This window comes from Paenibacillus sp. sgz302148 (assembly GCF_056120465.1).
The window spans coordinates 194792-212894 of record NZ_JBVYOJ010000010.1; the positions used below are offsets into that span (position 1 = coordinate 194792).

The 18103-nt window shown below is 52.5% G+C and carries 10 protein-coding genes; 9 read left to right on the forward strand and 1 reads right to left on the reverse strand.

Annotated elements, in window-relative coordinates; all coding sequences use genetic code 11:
• The first annotated feature begins 6 nt into the window (after positions 1 to 6).
• From AC0LWM_RS16715 to AC0LWM_RS16740, 6 genes are all read left to right on the forward strand, one after another.
• A complete protein-coding gene (locus AC0LWM_RS16715) occupies positions 7 to 1593 on the forward strand; it encodes a SagB family peptide dehydrogenase (RefSeq protein ID WP_474676106.1) in 1587 nt (528 codons plus the stop codon).
• 869 nt (positions 1594 to 2462) lie between these two features.
• Positions 2463 to 2906, forward strand: a complete 444-nt coding sequence (locus AC0LWM_RS16720) for an OsmC family protein (protein WP_474676107.1) — start codon at positions 2463 to 2465, stop codon at positions 2904 to 2906.
• A gap of 636 nt (positions 2907 to 3542) precedes the next feature.
• Entirely contained in the window at positions 3543 to 9653 is a 6111-nt protein-coding gene (locus tag AC0LWM_RS16725) for an Ig-like domain-containing protein (RefSeq protein WP_474676108.1), read from the forward strand.
• 332 nt (positions 9654 to 9985) lie between these two features.
• Entirely contained in the window at positions 9986 to 10627 is a 642-nt protein-coding gene (gene trhA, locus AC0LWM_RS16730; RefSeq protein ID WP_474676109.1) for a PAQR family membrane homeostasis protein TrhA, read from the forward strand.
• A 134-nt stretch (positions 10628 to 10761) separates the two neighbouring features.
• On the forward strand, positions 10762 to 12438 hold the full coding sequence (locus tag AC0LWM_RS16735) for a sensor histidine kinase (RefSeq protein ID WP_474676110.1): 1677 nt from the start codon (positions 10762 to 10764) through the stop codon (positions 12436 to 12438).
• Entirely contained in the window at positions 12413 to 14026 is a 1614-nt protein-coding gene (locus AC0LWM_RS16740; protein ID WP_474676111.1) for a response regulator, read from the forward strand. Before AC0LWM_RS16735 ends, AC0LWM_RS16740 begins: the two co-directional genes overlap by 26 nt.
• 94 nt (positions 14027 to 14120) lie before the next feature.
• Here the strand turns inward: AC0LWM_RS16740 and AC0LWM_RS16745 are convergent, their stop codons facing one another.
• Positions 14121 to 14549 (reverse strand): SRPBCC family protein, encoded by a 429-nt coding sequence (locus AC0LWM_RS16745; RefSeq protein WP_474676112.1) that lies wholly within the window; start codon positions 14547 to 14549, stop codon positions 14121 to 14123.
• Positions 14550 to 14802: 253 nt separating this feature from the next.
• Between AC0LWM_RS16745 and AC0LWM_RS16750 the strand changes: the two genes are divergently transcribed.
• The 3 genes from AC0LWM_RS16750 (at position 14803) to AC0LWM_RS16760 (ending at position 17947) form a co-directional block, all read left to right on the forward strand.
• Complete coding sequence (locus AC0LWM_RS16750) at positions 14803 to 16143, forward strand: extracellular solute-binding protein (RefSeq protein WP_474676113.1); 1341 nt, start codon at positions 14803 to 14805, stop codon at positions 16141 to 16143.
• Positions 16144 to 16236: 93 nt separating this feature from the next.
• Entirely contained in the window at positions 16237 to 17121 is an 885-nt protein-coding gene (locus tag AC0LWM_RS16755) for a carbohydrate ABC transporter permease (protein WP_474676114.1), read from the forward strand.
• Entirely contained in the window at positions 17114 to 17947 is an 834-nt protein-coding gene (locus AC0LWM_RS16760; protein ID WP_474676115.1) for a carbohydrate ABC transporter permease, read from the forward strand. The genes AC0LWM_RS16755 and AC0LWM_RS16760 overlap by 8 nt, the downstream gene beginning before the upstream one ends.
• Positions 17948 to 18103: the final 156 nt, after the last annotated feature.

The following is an 18103-nucleotide window of genomic DNA, read 5'->3' on the forward strand; positions in this document are numbered from 1 at the left end:
GACGACATGAGTCTGGATCTATTTGTGCACTATCTGCATTTCGACACGGATAAGGCCAAACCGCCGGATTGGGAGGCGGATTGGGAGGACGCCCCGCTTAAAGTGAAACTTTACAGGGGACTGCCTGTGTTCCCGTTGTCGCCGGAAGTGCCGCTGACGCTTGGATATCGGGAAGAGCCTGAGAAGCCGGATTCCCGAAGCATTGGACATCTGTTATGGTATGCATTCGGCTTTGCCCAGATGTGCCAATCCGATAATATGCCGGGCTTGGCGGACCCGGGGGAAACGACCGTACAATGGTGCAGACGGTTTATCCCCTCCGGCGGAGGATTATATCCAAGCGAGTTGTATGCGTATTTGAAAGTGGAAGATTTGCCTTACGGGATCTATCATTACGACGCGGCGCATCATCGTCTGACATTGCTGCGAGAAGGAGAGTTCGACGATTGTGTCGGGCGGGCTCTTGGCCGGCGCTGCGATGTGTCGGGTTGTTTTGGCGTCGTGTTCGTATCGACCTTATTCTGGAAAAATTATTTCAAATACAATAACTTCTCCTACCGCCTTCAAGGGTTGGATGCCGGCGTGCTTACCGGACAGCTGCTGGAAACGTCCGGACGGTTTGGTTATGAGGCCGGGGTATACTTTCAATTTCTCGATCATGCCGTTAACCGCCTGCTCGGGTTATCCGGTCAGGAGGAAAGTGTATATGCGGTTATTCCGCTGTCGGACCGCCCCGCGAATGAATGGTTTGCAGCCGATGGCGTCCTCCGCGGCGCAGATACGACGGCTGAACTATTCCGCGAGCTTCCTGAGGTCCGGCACGAGACGTACGTCCGCTCGAGGAGGATCAAGGAATATCCGATGCTTGTCAGGATGAACGAAGCGTCGTTGCTGGACTCGGCGCAATCGTTCCGGCTGGTCAGAACAAACAGCGTCAGCGTCGCAGGCTTCGGAGGGATGGAGATTGCTCTCCCCCCTGTTACGCGAATGGCGTATGATCTGGCGGAGGCTTCCAGGAATCGGGATTCGCCGGACATGGATTTTGTGCTGCGCGAGGTCAGCGCGGAGCAGCTCGCCGCTTTGCTGCAAGAGGCGACGGCTGCCTTCGCTTATCGGAACGATTTGGACGGCACGCTCATGGAGCCTGTACCCCGCGTCGAGGTGTACGGCTGCTTGTACGGCATTCCGGGCATTCCGGACGGCGCATACCGTTACGACAGCACGACCCATAGGCTGCATCTGGTACGTTCCGGGGACCAGCGGCTCCGGCTCCAGCATGCGATGTCGCTGCATAATGTGAATTTGTTTCAAGTGCCGGTCTGCCTGCATGTGGTAGGGTATAGGGATTACCTTCGGACGGCGCTCGGATACAGAGGCTACCGCATCGCCCAGATGGAAGCAGGCATACTTACACAGCATTTGCTGCTCGCGGCCTCCGCGCTTGGGCTGGGGGGCCATCCGCTACTCGGTTACGATACGAAGCCGTGCGATGAAATTTACGGCATCGAGCCGCGCGGGAAAACGTGCCTGATCCAAATCCCGATCGGCCATTACCGTCCTCGGGCAAGATTGCAGGGAGGTTTGCACGGTTGAGGAGTTAGCTTTTTCCGCGGGACCTGGCTTATTTGCGGGTGCGGGGGGACTTCGATAACGGGAAACTTCTCGAGAAACTTCTTGATAAAATGGATGAATTGGTGGCTTGGCGGGGTGGCAGGTAGTTGGGTTGGTGGAGGGCTGATTGGCTAATTGGCTAAGTAAAGTATAGTTGATAGTACCTTCGGATTCACTAAAAGGTTGAAATGCTCGGAATTCGTCTGTTTGTGGTGTATGCTGAAAATCAGTATGTGATGCATGCTGCAACGTTAAAGGTGAGCCGAGCCGCCGAAATATTGCGTTCAGAAAATAGTTTCTGAAATTCAGAAACTATTTTCTTTTTATCCCGGGCAAAAGAGGGGACAAAGCGAAATTCAGAAAAAATTTTCTGTTATTAGCCAAAATTTTCTGTTTTTCAGAAAATATTTTCTGAATCTGCTTCGAACATGCGGAATCTACATCATATTCAGAAATTATTAGCTGAATTTCAGCCAAAATTTTCTGAATGGTCCGATAGGAGACAAGTTACTTGGACTTTCGGATGTTGGAGATAGGACGCAAGTTAATTGTATTTTTCGGATGGTGGAGATAGGGAGACAAGTTACTTGGATTTTTCGGATGGTGGAGATAGGGAGACAAGTTACTTGGATTTTTCGGATGGTGGAGATAGGGAGGTAAGTTACTTGGATTTTTCGGGTGTAGGAGATAGGAAACTAATTACATGGATTTTTTGGATGATGAAATAGGGGCCGATAAAATGGACAAGCCGCTTCAATTTTTCGTGCAAGAGGTTCAATTCATATTAACATTATCGGAATTATATGCTATGATCCGATTGTATAAATAAACCAGAAGGGGAAGTGGACCGGATGCCAGTTGAAACATTTAAAGCTACCGCACATTTGCAAAAAGGAATGGTTGTCAAAGCAAGCTCAAGAAATTTCGAAATGATGATCGATGAGCCTCGGAGCTTGGGCGGAACGGATACGGCGATGAATCCGGTAGAAGCCGTGCTTTGCGCATTAGGCGCATGCCAATCGATCGTAGCCCGGGCTTATGCAAGAAAGTTTAACGTTACGCTGGAAGACTTCTGGGTTGAGGTGGAGGGTGACCTCGATACGGATGGCTTCATGAACAAATCCGATGTCCGCCGTGGATATTCCGAGATTCGGTATACCTTTCATATCAAAACCGACGCTTCCCGGGAACAGGTTGAGGAATTCATTCAATTTTTGGAGAGGACATGTCCTGTAGGCGACACGATTGCTAATCCGGTTCAATTGAAGTTAAACGGCATCGTTATAGAAAAATAAGCCATTGTTCATGAACATTTACTTCAAATATGCGACAAAAATGGAGTCTTTCGATGTATTGGAATAATCCTGAAAATACCTTGTCACGAAACGCGGGCGGACAGCGAAAGCATGTCCGTCTTCGTTTTTTGTGTCGTATAATTATACGTCCGCAGTGGTTGCATACCCATTCATGGCACGTTATAATGGGTGCAACAAAAGGGGAAGCGCTTTCTCTAAAATTACTTTTTACTCCCACAGTCAGCGTGAAGGATGTAATGATACCCGTTCCGATCACCCACACATTTGAGTTTAATACGGCGTTTCGTTATATGTTTCCATCGAAGAAAAGCGTCGCCGCTTTGTTATTAATATGCTAGCGAATAGGAGGGAATATGTTTATACGGTAGGGAAACGCAGTCATGATTCACAGAAATGGAAGCGCATACTCAAGATAAGGAATTGTAAATATTCTTGTAATCCGACAGCATAATTTTGGAATTGTAAAGCTGCCTTTAACAAGAGTATTTTTTGTCATGCAAAGTTAAGCGCTTTCCTAAATTCGACAAATAATTTGGATGTATTGCATAAACAAACGTTCGTGAGAGGAGAAAAAAACCGGAATATCGCAAACGATGATGAATGGGGAGGATTGGGATGTTAACGAAACGAAACAAAAAGTGGGCAAGCCTGCTGACCGTTGTTTGCTTATGGATCAACTGCATCGGTTTGCCGGTCATGACGGCTTCCGCGGATGAAGCCAGTCCGGAGGTATCTTACTCGGCTGCTGCCGTACCGGGATTAGTCGGCGAATGGAAATTCGAGAATGTAAATGGGGATGTAACGCCGGACACGTTCATGCGCAATGACGCCGTCGTCTCCAAAGCTGCATTCGGCAGCGGCAAGTTCGGCAAAGCGCTGTTATTAAACGGCTATGACAGCTATGCCACGATACCGAATAAAGATCTGATCAATACGGGTAGCGATTTTGCGATCAGCATGCTTGTCAACTTCAACTCGACCTATACGAACCGGACCGTAGTTCTTGTTCAGCAGCAAGGGGCTAACGGGACGACGCTGCTTGCGCGCAGGCCGGATGGCCGTCTGCAATCGATGCTTGGCGGCGTGAAGACGATCGGGGAAACGCTGATCGAGCCGAAAAAGTGGTATCATGTCGCGCTCGTCCGGGAAGGAGCGGCAGTGAAGCTGTATGTAAACGGGGCGCTGGACAAGGCGACGGTCGACACGCATATGGACTCGAATACAGCGGAGCTCCGCCTCGGTGCGGACCGGTTCCCGGATTCGTCCAATGCATGGCCCGGATACATCGACGAATTCCAAATCTACGACCGGGCTTTGACGGATGAACAGATGCGACAGGCACCTGGGCTGAACTGGCCGGTCATCACGCTGAACGGGCCGTCTGAGATGACGCTTCAGCTGAACGAGACGTATACGGAAGCCGGGGCGTCGGCATCGGACGCCGTTGACGGCGACTTGAGCGGCAGCGTTCAGACGACAGGTTCGGTCGATACGAGTAATGGTGGCATCTACCCGGTGAAATACACCGTTACGAACAGCAAGGGCGATTCCGTAACCAAGGTGCGGACGGTAACCGTTTTGCCGCCGAAAACGTTGTCCCGCGCCAGCCGGGTGCTGATCGACAAGGGGCTGCAAATGCAGACGTGGATGACAACGGAGGATACCGGAAGAAAATACGCATCGGCCGAGGAATGGGAAGGAAGCCATTTTACGACAGCTACGTATTACGAATATCCTTTTTACAACCAGACGTTACAGGGAAGCATCAAGAATCTACAATGGTCGCTCGTTAAGAGTGCATTTGGCGGAAAATTGGAGGGCCCGACGGAAAGCGATAAGGGCGGATTTCTTTCGCCGCAGCAGGTGGAAAACGTCGATAACCTAATCACAATCTCGATCGGCGACGAAGAGAGCTACAGTGAGAAAATGTTAAACGTATACACTGAATGGTTCAAGCTGAGCCACCAGCTCTACCCGAACGTGCTGGTACACAGCAATCAGCAGTCCCGCCAATGGCAAAGGGACAACTACGAGACGTACATTCGCACGGCCGAGCCGGATTTGCTCACGTTCGACGATTATTTGTTCTCGCTTGGCGGCACGGATGCGAACATGTTCACGACGATCGTCAATAACGTGAACGATCAACGGACTATCGCGCTTGGCGGCTACGATAGAACGGGCCGGAGCCCGATCGCGTTCGGCCAATATTTACTTGGCTTTAAGACGAATAAGCTGCCGGCGGACGTCGGGCCATATATCATCAGCGAATCGCAAACTTACGGCGTTCCGTTCGCCACGCTGACGATGGGCGGCAAATGGCTGAGCATGTTCCGGTGGGAATATGACAGCAACAGCTTCTTGTTCTTCGACAAAGACGGTAAGACGACGCCGCAGTACGCCCAATATGCGGAGATGGCCCGTCAAATCCGGAATTTGGGGCCGCACCTCGTTCGTTTGAACAGCACGGACGTGTTCATCGTCCCGGGGCAGCATATGGAAAACGGGAATATCGAAAACAACAAAACACCGCGGGAAACCCCCGTGCTGGATCGGTATAACCGGCTCGCGCACCCTTACTTGCGAAGCATGTCGGTCCGCAATCTTGGCACGCAGAACAACGGCTTGAACGGCGACGCCATGATCGGATTTTTCGAGCCGCTGCCGGGGACGAAAGAGTTCTTCGGATCGTCCGACGTCGAATATTTTATGGTCATGAACGGCTTGACGACGGGCAACGGCGTGCTGCCGGAGCAGCAGCACGGGACGGGAGCCGATACGAAGCAAAACATCAAGGTCGAGTTGAACTTGGCGCAATACGACCCGAGCGCGATCGAGCGCGTCAGCAGGGATACGGGGGAGCGTGAGTCGGTCGAATTGAAGCCGCTCGGCGGAAACCGCTATGAGCTGGAGGTGACGTTAAACGGCGGTGTGGCCGACTTGTTCCGACTCGACAAAACAAAGGTCAAGCCAAGTTATGTCGCGACGTCTTCTGTAGAGCTCCCGAGTACGCTGAGCATGAATGCAGGGGAATCGAAGCCGCTTGTTGCGACGGTAACGCCTGTCGATGCGACGGAGCAAGGGGTGGAATGGTCTTCCTCGAACGAAGCGATCGTTAAGGTCGATACGGCCGGCAAGGTGACTGCAATCGGGGGAGGAACCGCCTTCGTCACGGCGACGACCGTCGATGGCGCCTTCATGGCACGCACGAAGGTTACGGTCACTTCGGTGAACGTGCCGGTTACAGGCGTTGAGGTTAATCCGCCGGCTGCATCGCTCTACGCCGAAGACACGATCAAGCTGACGGCGGCGATCATGCCGTCCAGTGCCACGAACAAGTCGGTCGTTTGGTCCAGCAGCAACGAGGGAGTCGCGAAGGTCGACCAGGCGGGGTTCGTGACGGCGATCACACCGGGTACGGCGGCGATCGCGGCGACAACCGCCGACGGAGGCTTCAAAGCGACGAGTGTCATCACGGTGCTGGACTTTTCCAACGAAGCTTCGTTGTCCGATCTGATCGTTGGCGGAGGGGCCCCGAACATCGCGTTCGACAGCAATACGTTCGAGTATACCGTCAAGCTGAAGGAAACGGTCGATACGATTACGCTGCAGCCCCGGCTAAGAAACATCAAAGGCGAGATGACCGTCAACGGGATGCCGGTGAACAGCGGCCAACTGATTACGGCTAAGATTCCGATGGGCAACAGCAAAATCGTTATCGTAACCAAATCGCAGGACGGCAATACGTCGAAAACGTATACCGTGACGGTGAAACGGAACGAAAACATTGCGCTGAAAGCGTCGGTCGTCAATGCGACGTATAAGGAGCATGGCCAGGATTGGGGTGCGAGCGATTACGACAATGCAGACAAACATTCCCCGATCCAGATCATCGACGGCGACGTTACTACGTATTTTCAAAGCGCGAGCATTCCGGAGTTGAATGCAAAGGGTGAGTTCGAACCGCCGCACCGCATCTTGCTGAAATGGGACGAACCGCAAGACTTCAACAAACTTGTGCTCGTCGTAAATAATGCGCAGCAGCAAGGGTTCAAGGTATTCGACATCTCAACGTCCGAGAACGGCATCGACTGGCCGGAAACGGACCACGGCAAGCCGGTCTGGAAGACGGACAGCCCGGACGTTTACGAGGAACAACCATTCGAGTTAATCGACTACAAGCAATACTACGGCACGCCGGAGCATGAGTACAAAGGGCTCAAAGGCATCTACATCCTGTTATGGGCTTCAAATATGACCAGCGACAATCGCTATGCACTTTCCGAGCTTGAGCTGTATAACGAACAGGACGCAACAGAATCGGTTAAGCTGGCCGTTACGGATATTCCAGTAACCGGCATCCAATTAAATCCACCGGCGGCCGATCTGCTCGTGTACGATACATTGAAGCTGAATGCCGCGTTCGAACCGATGGACGCTAGCAACGTCGCGCTGGAATGGAGCAGCAGCGACGAGCGCGTGGCGAAGGTTAGCCGAAGCGGTGTCGTCACCGCGGTCGGAGCGGGAACGGCCGTTATAACGGCTGTGACCGAGGAAGGGCATTTTACCGCTTCCAGCACGATTCAAGTAACGAATCCGAATAGCGACGCTTCGCTTTCGGCGCTTGATGTCAGCGGCGGAATGTCAAGTATTGCGTTCGATAGCGGCAAAACGGATTACTCGGTGGACGTCGATCCTAACGTGGACACGATTATGGTGAAGCCGACGATGAAAAAAGCCGACAGCACGATGAAGGTGAACGGGCTGAAGATCGCCGCCGGGCAATGGATCACCGCCAAAGTGCCGATGGGCAACAGCAAAATCGAAATCGTCGTGACGGCAAACGATGGAGCCACTGTCAAAACGTATACGCTGACGGTAAAGCGGAACGTAAACCTTGCCCGCAAAGCGAAGGACGCCCGCGCGGTTTATACGGACCATGGGCAGGACTGGAGCGCGAACGATTATGATCCGAAGAGCGAGCATTCGCCGTTACGGATGATCGACGGCGATGTCCATACGTATTTCCAAAGCGCAAGCATCCCGGTATTAAACGATAAGGGCGAGTTTGCGCCGCCTCACCGCATCTTGCTGGAGTGGGGCGAGAACGATCTGCAAGATTTCAACAAGCTCGTGCTGGTCGTCAACAAAGCGCAGCAGCAAGGGCTGACCGTTCTGGACATCTCAACGACGGAAGATGGAAAAAACTGGGAAGAGACCTTGTCCAGCGTCTATTTGACTTGGCAAACCGATAGCGAGGACAAATACGAACGGATCACGATCGACCTGCCGGACTATAAAGAACATTACGGCGAGGGGTACAAGGGTCTGAAAGGCTTGTATCTGCTGTTGTGGAAAGCCAACCTGGACGAGGTTGACAAATACGCGATATCCGAACTCGAGTTGTACAACGAGCAGGAAGCAACCGAAGCGCCTCAGTTGACCGTGCACACTCCGGTGACGCCTGTCGATCCGAACCCGGATCCGCCTGCCGTCGATTCGGGTCAGGTCACGGTGCCGCAAGTAACGCCGCCTTCGGCCGTTATCGATAAAGGCACAATCAAGTTAGCTGCTCCGAAGGTGGACGCCGCCACAGGAGAAGCGAAAGCCGTGGTTAAAGCCGACGACTGGAACAAAGCCGTCGAGTCGGCGGCTGCAAGCGCAACCGGGGTGAAAGTGATCAAAGTCGAGGTGCCGAGAGCGGACGGGGCGAAGGGCTACGTCGTGGAGCTGCCTCCAGCGGCGCTGGCTTCCGAGAAAGCAGCAACGACGGTTGAGATAACGACCGAGTTCGGAACGATCTCCGCGCCGGCCAATATGCTGGACGGCATGGATTTGGCGAAGGACGCCAAATTGGCGTTGTATATCGGCTCCGCGGATACGTCGGATCTTGATCCGGCGACCAAGGCGGCGATCGGCAGCCGTCCGGTCGTAGAGCTTCATGTCGTGGCGGACGGCAAAACGGTGTCCTGGAACAATCCGAAAGCGCCGGTAGGCATATCGATCCCATACGTTCCGACGAAGGAAGAACTGGCCGATCCGGAACACATTGTCGTGTGGTATATCGACGGCTCCGGCGCCGCGGTGCCGGTACCGAACGGCAAATACGATCCGGCAACGGGCACGGTGACGTTCAAGACGAGTCATTTCAGCAAGTATGCAGTCGCGTTCGTCCGCAAAACCTTCGAAGACATCTCGAAGCTAACATGGGCGAACAAACAAATCGAAGCGATGGCTTCAAAAGGCATCATTAACGGAACCTCGGCAACAACGTACGCTCCTTCAGAAACGATCACGAGAGCCGATTATGTCGCCTTGCTCGTACGCGCGTTGGAGCTTACGGCCGAAGGATCCGGCGGGAACTTTGACGACGTGAAGGAAACCGCCTATTATGCCCAAGAACTTGCGATTGCCAAGCAGCTCGGCATTGCGAATGGAACAGGGAACGGCAATTTTAATCCGATGGATCCGATCAAGAGGCAAGAAGCGCTCGTCCTGCTGCATAAGGCGATGAAAGCAGCCGGTATTCGGGTGGATGTCACATCGGCCGCCGTGCTGGACCGGTTCGCCGACCGCGAGCGGATCGCCGCTTATGCCAAGGACAGCGTTGCTGCGCTCGTGCAGAGCGGGCTGATCCAGGGCGACGGCGTTTCCGTCCATCCGCAAGCTACGCTAACAAGAGCGGAAGCGGCCGTCATGCTGTACAACATGATGAAAAAACAATAATACGCTAAAGCATAGAAAAGCTGTCTCCTCCGCCTTCACCGGCGGTTCGGGGGCAGTTTTTTGCGTGCTTACGACCTTCTCCGGCAGTTTGAGGGCAGCTTTTTTGGTCTACTCCGGTAACTTCGCGCGTTTTTTGCGTGGCTAGCGGCATATCTCGGGGCTCTCCGCGTGGCTTGCGGTCATGCTCAGGGCACTACGGCCGCTCGCGGGAGTGCTTGCATGGCCCATCATGAGGCCTAAAGCCCGCCGGTGCAAAGCGCCCGTCATTTTGGCAAATTGGGCGGATGGAGCGTATAATGAAGAAACCAAGGGATGGAAGAGAGGTTTCAGGTATGGCGCAAACGTATACGTATTCCAAAAAAGAAGAAGTCGCCAACGCAATTACGCACGGCATCGGAAGCTTGCTGAGTGTGGCGGCGCTTGTGCTGCTTGTCGTATTTGCCGTGATGAAAGGCTCCGCGTGGCATGTGGTTAGCTTTGCGATTTATGGAGCGACGATGCTCATGCTGTATGTGGCTTCGACTTTGGTGCACAGCTTTCCGGAAGGGAAGGCCAAAGATGTCTTCGAAATTTTGGACCACTCGTTCATTTATATATTTATCGCCGGAACGTACACGCCGATTCTGCTTAACGTCATTCAAGGGACGCTCGGATGGACGCTGTTCGGCATCGTTTGGGGCGTCGCGCTTGTCGGCGTCGTGTTCAAATCGTTTTTCGCCAAAAGGTTTTTGTTCACGTCAACGCTCATCTATATCGCGATGGGGTGGATCATCGTCTTCGCGTGGGGGCCGCTTATCCACAATCTTCCGCAGGGCGGGTTGATGCTGCTCATCGTCGGCGGTGTGCTCTACACGGTCGGCACCGTCTTTTATGTATGGCGCAGCTTTCCGTATCACCACGCCGTATGGCATCTGTTCGTGCTGGGCGGTTCGGTGTTCCATTTCTTCGCCATTTTGCTTCATGTGCTGCCATGACTAATATTCGCGGAAATTTTAATACTAAAGGCAAACCAAAGAAACCGAGATTTATAAGCCTGCAGCACAAAATATTAGCATTTACCCTCCTGCTTGTCATGGTTCCGCTATTCGCGCTCGGGCTGATCTCTTACGTGAAATCGTCGGAAATCGTCACGCAGAAGGTGGGCGTCTCCGATCTGAATACCGTCGGACAAATCGGCAACAATCTGGAGCTCATGATCGCTTATATTCAGGATACTTCGCTCTTCCTGATCCAGAACGAAGAGATGCGCGGCTTCCTGAAACTCCCCGCTTCCGCGCCGCGGGATGCCGTCGATCGCGCGAAGGCGAATACTGAGCAGCTGCTTGCCCACCTGCTTAGCAACAAAGCGTATGTCGACTCCGTGTACATTCAAGGCTTTAACGGTGTCGCGATCGATACGAAAGCCGCGCGCAAAGAGCTCGAGCCCGGGACGGTCGAACGGCTGGCGCAGCGGAAAGGCGGGGGCGTATGGGAGGCCGGGGAAGTCGTGAAGTTCGACGGCAAGCCGGTTCGGGTTCTTTCCTATATGCGGGTCGTCAAAGATATTAACAATCTATCGGACGATCTGGGCGTGCTGAAGATCAACTTGAACGTGGACGAGCTCGCCGGACTGTTCGCCAACCAACAAGTCGGCCGAAGAGAAACCTTTTACTTAACTGATGAAAAGCATAATGTGATTGCCGCTTCCGCTCCGGACGCCGCAGGCACGCCGCTAAGCGCGGAGCTGGCGGAACGGGTCAGCACGCTGCAAGCGAAGCAGGGCTACGAGACTGTATCCGTCCAAGGTGAAACCTACCTGCTCACGTCTTACCGCATCGAAGGACTCGGCTGGAACGTCATTCATCAGGTACCGTTAAAAGAGCTGCTGAAGGATAATACCGTCATCCCGCAGCTTTTATTGGTTACGGCTATCGTTACGTTCCTTGTTTGCGCCACGTTTGCCTACCTGTTCTCGAAACGGATTATTTTGCCGGTCAAAAGATTAGGTACGCTCATGGGTTTCGTCGAAGAAGAAAACTTCGACATGCAGGCGAACGTATCCGGCAACGACGAAATCGCACAGCTCGGCCGAAGCTTCAATAAGATGGTGGAGCGGCTGAAGGAGCTTGTGAGCGAAGTGTATACCGCCAAGATCAGGCGGAAGGAAGCGGAGCTGAAGGCGCTGCAGGCGCAGATCAACCCGCATTTTCTGTATAACACGCTCGATACGATCTATTGGATGAGCCGGATGGAGCGAGCATTCGGAACGGCGCAGCTTGTCGAATCGTTGTCCAAGCTGTTCCGGCTCAGCTTGAACAGCGGGCGCGAATTGACGACCGTTCGGCAGGAAACGGAGCATTTGCGCCATTATATGGTGATCCAGCAAAAGCGTTACGAGGATATGATCGCGTTTCAATTGGATGTCGCGGAAGAGGCGCTGCCGTGCCAAACCGTCAAGCTGATCCTGCAGCCGCTCGTCGAGAACGCCATCGTGCATGGCATCGAGAAGAAAGGCGGGGACGGAACGGTGCGCGTCGCGGTATACAGGGAGAACGAGCAGCTTGTTTTCGAGGTAGCCGACGACGGAGCCGGCGCCGATCTCGCGGAGCTTGAACGGTTGCTTGTCCAGGCGGAAGAACAAAACCGGGGCTTCGGCATCAAAAACGTCAACGACCGCATTCAATTATATTTCGGAGAACGATACGGCCTCGAGTTCGTACGGAACGATACCGGCGGAACGACCGTATTCGTCAGACAGCCTTGGGAGGTGGACAAACCGCATGATCCGCATGATGATCGTGGATGACGAAGCGATGATTCGCAAAGGCATCCGCACCTCGATCGATTGGGCGCAGTTCGGCGTCGAGATCGCAGGCGAAGCCCGCAACGGCCAGGAAGGCTTGGACATGGCTTTAGCGCTAAAGCCGCACATCGTTTTGACCGATGTCCGTATGCCGGTGATGGACGGGTTGCAATTGGCCGAAGCGCTGAAGCGGGAGCTGCCGCATGCAAGAGTCGTCATTTTGAGCGGGTACGACGATTTCGCTTATGCCCGCCAAGCGCTCAAGGTTGGGGTCAGCGAATATTTGACGAAGCCGGTCGGAGCCGAAGAGCTGATCAAGCTGGTGGTCAAACTGTCGGACGACATCCGCCTTGAGGAACGGCAGCTGGAGGAGGAGCTTCGGTCACAGCTGCTTTGGAACGAAAACTTGCCGCTCATCCGGGCGAAATTCATTAACGGGCTGCTGCGCGGAGACAATAGGTGGCAAGCGGACCGCGACGAAAAGGCGCTGAAACTGAAAATCCCTTTGCAGGGGCCGGAATATCAGGTGCTGGTCATCGATATCGACGATCTGCTGCTTCTGACAGAAAATGCGCCCGACAAGGAAAAAGAATGGCTGCTATTCTCCGTCTCCAATATCGCCGAGGAGCTGCTTGAGGCCGTATTCCCATGCTCGGTTATCATCGGAGAGTTCGACGGCATCGTCGCGCTGCTTAATGTCGGAACAATAAATAAGCACCGGATCATGGAAGTATGCGATGAAATCCGTTTGAACGTCCGAAGGTACATTAAGCTGTCCGTTACCGTCGCCGTCGGCATGCCCGTAACGACTCTTGAGCAAGCGTCGCTGTCGTACCGGCAGGCGTTGTCCGCGCTGCAAAGCAAAGTATATCGCGGCAAAGGCCAAATCATCCGCTACGAAGACAAGGACGTCACTGCCGTGGAACCGGCCGTCCCGATGCCGATCGAAGAAGAGAAGGAATTGCTGCTCGATCTAAAGGCGATGGACCGGGAACGATTGCATGAACGTTTGGAATCGGCTTTCCGCCATTTTTTGAGCGCAAGGGTTCCTTTCGAGCAAGTCCGGACGCTTTCCGTCAAGTGGCTGCTCCAGGCGGCCGGTCTGCTGGAGCAAATGGGGATTGGCACGTCCGGCATTTCGCCGGGACTGGACCTTCTATACGACGAGATCGAGAAGTATGAAACGGTAGAGGATGTCAAAGGCTGGCTGCAAAACAAATTCCGCTCGCTGTTCGATGCGATGGAGGCGTACAAGCAATCGCGGTATAAGAGCATCGTCGCCGTTGCCATGCAGTACGTGAACGAGCACTATGGAGAAAAGATCAAGCTGGAGGACGTTGCGAACAGCGCGTTCGTGACGCCGAATTATTTTAGCCGGGTGTTTAAGGAAGAAACCGGCGAGCATTTCACCGAATGGCTGAACAAATTCCGCGTGGAGAAAGCGAAAGCGCTGCTGGACGACGTCTCGTTCAAGGTGTACGAGGTAGCCGAGCGGGTCGGTTACAGCGATTACAAATATTTCACGCTTATTTTCAAAAAATATACCGGCCTCGCACCGAAGGAATACCGGAATCGCGGAGCAAAGAGCTGACAATTAAAGGAAGGCAACGGAATAAATAAGAGACCTTCGTCAAATGGGCTTATTAGTCATTCGACGAAGGCCTTTGTATTTTTTGATCGTAATCTTATTTGGAGGTTTCGCTATATTTTTTAAAATTGTCCATAAAAGCCTGCCAGCCTGCTTTTTGCATATCAATGGGATTGGTCTTTTCCGCTTCAAAAGTTTCAATTACTTTCGTCCCGTTTTCTTGGCTATTAAAACTAATCGTAACTTTTCTTCCATCGTCCAAAGTATAAGCAATAAACTCGTTTATCCGCACTTCATCATAAACGCCGCCGAAGTCAAATCCAAAACTGCCATCCTTAGCTTCCATTCTTGTAGCAAATCTCCCGCCAACCCTTAAGTCATTTTCGGCGTTTGGCGCATGCCAGTCATCGGAAGCAAAGGACCATTTTGTTATATGCTGCGGCTCCGTCCAATATTTCCACACTTCTCCGACCGGTTTTTGAACCGTGGTTTCCACCGTTATTGTAACATTATTATTTGTTTCCATTTGAAACACCCACCTCACGATAATAAAGTGTAGTTCGAACACCTTTAATATACATCAATAGGAATATTCCCGTCAAGGAATACTTTAAATATTTTTTTTCTGTAAAAGGCATGGGTTTTCCTCGGGCGCATAAGTCGATAGTATTTTGGACATTTTCATAAAATACTCTACCTCTTTCGGGCCCCCTTTTGATTAAAATGGATCCAGGCAAGGTGAATTATACTATCACGGACAAAAAGGGAGTGTCTATAGGATGAAAAGCAGTACGAAAAAATGGATGGCGTCGCTTCTCGTCGCATCGATGGCGCTCGTTGCCGCAGGCTGCGGAAGCAGCGCATCAACGGACAGCGGAAGCGAAACGGACGGCGGGCAAAAAGCAAGCGAGCCGATCAAATTTATGCATATGTACGATAAAAACTCGGACCAAGGCCCGAGCCATCAAAGCGAGTTGATCGAGAAATTCAAGAAAGATCATCCGGAAATTAAGCTTACTGAAGAAATCCAATCGCATGATGCGTACGAAACAAAAATCAAAACGCTCGCAGCCGGCAACGAGCTGCCCGATGTTTTCCTGATGAAATCGTCCATGGTTAAGACGTTCGTCGACAACGGCCTTGTGCTGCCGCTGGACGATATGTTGAACGGCGACGCGGACTGGAAGAACGGCTTCGTCAGCGGTGCGCTCGATACGTATACGGTCGATAACAAAGTGTATGGCATCCAGTTTTCCGGCGGCCCTACGCATACGATTTTCTACAATAAAGACCTGCTGGCCAAAGCCGGCTATAGCGAATTCCCGAAATCGTGGGACGACTTCATCAAGCTGATCGACGCGCTGAAGGCGAAAGGCATTACCCCGATCGCATTCGGCAACAAAGGCAAATGGCTGGCCAACTCCAGCTACTTGTCCACGCTGGGCGACCGGTTCACGGGAACGGAATGGTTCAACAGCTTGAAAGATTACGGCGGCGCGAAATTCACCGATCCGGAGTTCGTGCAGGCGCTCACGGCGTTGCAGGATCTGAACAAGCATGGCGCCTTCAACAGCGACATGAACAGCATCGACAACAACCAGATGAAGACATTGTATTACAACGAAAAAGCGGCCATGTTCATCGAGGGCGCATGGGCGATTTCCGCGATGGAAGCGGGCGCGCCAAAAGAAATCGTCGACAAGACCGAGCTTGCGGTATTCCCGGCCATCTCCGGCGCCAAAGGCGAGCAGAATTCCGTATCCGGCGGCGGCGGTTGGGCGTATGCGGTGAACGCGAACGTCGATAAATCGAAGCTGAAAGATATTGCGCTCTTGCTCAAGTCGTTGTCCGATAAACATGCGGCGGAAGTCATATTGAAATACGGCGACATGCCTTCGAGCAAAATCGAGGACATGAGCAAAATTGAATTGACGCCGCTTATGCAGAAGCTGATCAAGCTGCTTGAAACGACGAAATACGTGCCGATTTACGATTCTCAGCTGTCCCCTGCTTTGACGGAAGAAATGAACACGGCAATGCAGAACATGATCATCGGGCAAATTACGCCGCAGCAAGCCGCCGAGCAAATGCAGAAGGAATATGAGGCAGAGAAGCAATAATCGCAATATTGAAGATGCCGGTCTCCTGAGCCTTCGCTCGGGAGACGGTTTTTTAACGAAGCTTTTCTTATTGGGGAAGAAAGGAGAGATATGATGCAAAACGCCTCGATACGTCCGAAACGGTTCACATTTACTCTTTATCTTGTGCCGTCCGTCCTGCTCTATGCGTTTATGGTGCTCGTACCAACATTTATGGCGCTTCGGTACAGCTTCTTCAATTGGTCGGGCGGACCGAAAATGACGTTCGTCGGCTTGGACAATTTCATCCGGCTTGCAAGCGACGAGAAATTTTGGCACGCGTTTGCCAACAACTTGATTATCGTTTTGTTCAGCGTCGTCGGACAGATCGGCATCGCGTTTGCGATCGCGATCCTGCTGATGGGCCGCTGGGTCAAGTGGAGAGAGTTTCACCGCACGGTCATGTTCATTCCGGTCGTGCTTTCCTCGGTCGTCATCGGCTTTCTTTGGTCGATTATTTATAACAACGACTCGGGTCTGCTGAACTTCCTGTTGCAATCGGTCGGGTTGGAATCGTGGATTAAACCGTGGCTTGACGATCCGTCCATCGTTATGTATTCCGTAACGGTGCCGATCATTTGGCAGTTCATCGGCTTTTATCTCATTATTTTTATGGCTTCGATGCAAAGCATCAGCTCGGAAGTATATGAAATGGCGGAGATCGACGGCGCCACCGGCTTCAAAAAAGCATGGTACATTACGCTGCCGCTCATGAAAAGCACGGTGCAGCTGGCGGTTATGCTCTGTATCGCCGGCAATATGAAAGCGTTCGACCATATTTTCGTCATGACCGGAGGAGGTCCGGGCACCAGTTCGACCGTCATGGCGCAGTACGCTTACGACATGTCGTTCAAATCGTTCAAGCTGGGCTACGGCAGCGCCATATCGGTAGGCATCATGGTGCTTAGCTTGGTAATGATTCTGCTCAGCCGTCTGATTGGGGGGAATAAAGATGCCTAAATGGGCTTCGCGCACAGGGAAAATCACGGTGAACGCGGTGATGCTGATCCTTTCTTTGTCTTGCATTTTCCCCATTGTATGGATGATCTATTCCTCGCTCAAGACGCAGCAGGAATTCAACTTGAACATCATTTCGCTGCCGAGTTCTCTCCAGTTTCGAAATTATGTGGACGCATTTGTCGTCGGGAAGATGAACTTATACTTTTTCAACAGCGTGTTCGTTAGCATTCTTACCGTTGTCCTTACGATTCTCGTCAGCTTTTTCGCTGCTTATTTGCTTGCGCGGTTTTCGTTCCGGGGGCGCAACGCGATCTATTTCATGTTTCTTGCCGGCATGCTGCTGCCTATTCACGGGCTGCTTATTCCGGTGTTCGTGGAATTTAAGTCGATCGGCATGCTGGACAACCGGTTTACGCTTGTATTCCCATACGTAGCGTTCAACTTGTCGATGGCTATCTTCCTGTTCGAAAACTTCATCCGCACGATTCCGGTCGAGGTGGAGGAAGCGGCATGCATCGACGGCAGTTCTCCGACCAGTACGCTGCTCCGCATCGTTATGCCGATGTGTATGCCCGTTCTGTCGACTGGAATCATTTTGTTCTTCCTCGGCGCATGGAACGAGTTCCCGTTTGCGCTCGTACTCTTGAAAAGTCCGGAGCTAAGGACGCTGCCTGTCGGACTGACGAATTTCAACGGCCAATTTACGGTCAACTACCCGCAGATGATGGCGGCAATGGTGATCGTCGTGTTGCCGGTCATTCTCACCTATTTGCTGTTCTACAAAAAAATCATTCAAGGCATGACGGCCGGGGCGGTCAAAGGTTGATCGTCCCGTCATAACGGGAATGGGTACTGAGGGAAAAGAACATCGGAAAGCCGGACGAGGGGAACCTTACGTCCGGTTTTTTTCTTCTTATAAGCCCATTTGTGCGGGCGGGGGGAACCGTATTTTCCGATAGGCATATGTATATAGAGTCAAATG

What these genes read in the sequence shown, in the direction of transcription:
- AC0LWM_RS16715 (WP_474676106.1), top strand. Translation starts at nt 7, where the DNA reads ATGAGTCTGGATCTATTTGTGCACTATCTGCATTTCGACACGGATAAG.
- AC0LWM_RS16720 (WP_474676107.1), top strand. Translation starts at nt 2,463, where the DNA reads ATGCCAGTTGAAACATTTAAAGCTACCGCACATTTGCAAAAAGGAATG.
- AC0LWM_RS16725 (WP_474676108.1), top strand. Translation starts at nt 3,543, where the DNA reads ATGTTAACGAAACGAAACAAAAAGTGGGCAAGCCTGCTGACCGTTGTT.
- trhA (WP_474676109.1), top strand. Translation starts at nt 9,986, where the DNA reads ATGGCGCAAACGTATACGTATTCCAAAAAAGAAGAAGTCGCCAACGCA.
- AC0LWM_RS16740 (WP_474676111.1), top strand. Translation starts at nt 12,413, where the DNA reads ATGATCCGCATGATGATCGTGGATGACGAAGCGATGATTCGCAAAGGC.
- AC0LWM_RS16745 (WP_474676112.1), bottom strand. Translation starts at nt 14,549, where the DNA reads ATGGAAACAAATAATAATGTTACAATAACGGTGGAAACCACGGTTCAA.
- AC0LWM_RS16750 (WP_474676113.1), top strand. Translation starts at nt 14,803, where the DNA reads ATGAAAAGCAGTACGAAAAAATGGATGGCGTCGCTTCTCGTCGCATCG.
- AC0LWM_RS16755 (WP_474676114.1), top strand. Translation starts at nt 16,237, where the DNA reads ATGCAAAACGCCTCGATACGTCCGAAACGGTTCACATTTACTCTTTAT.
- AC0LWM_RS16760 (WP_474676115.1), top strand. Translation starts at nt 17,114, where the DNA reads ATGCCTAAATGGGCTTCGCGCACAGGGAAAATCACGGTGAACGCGGTG.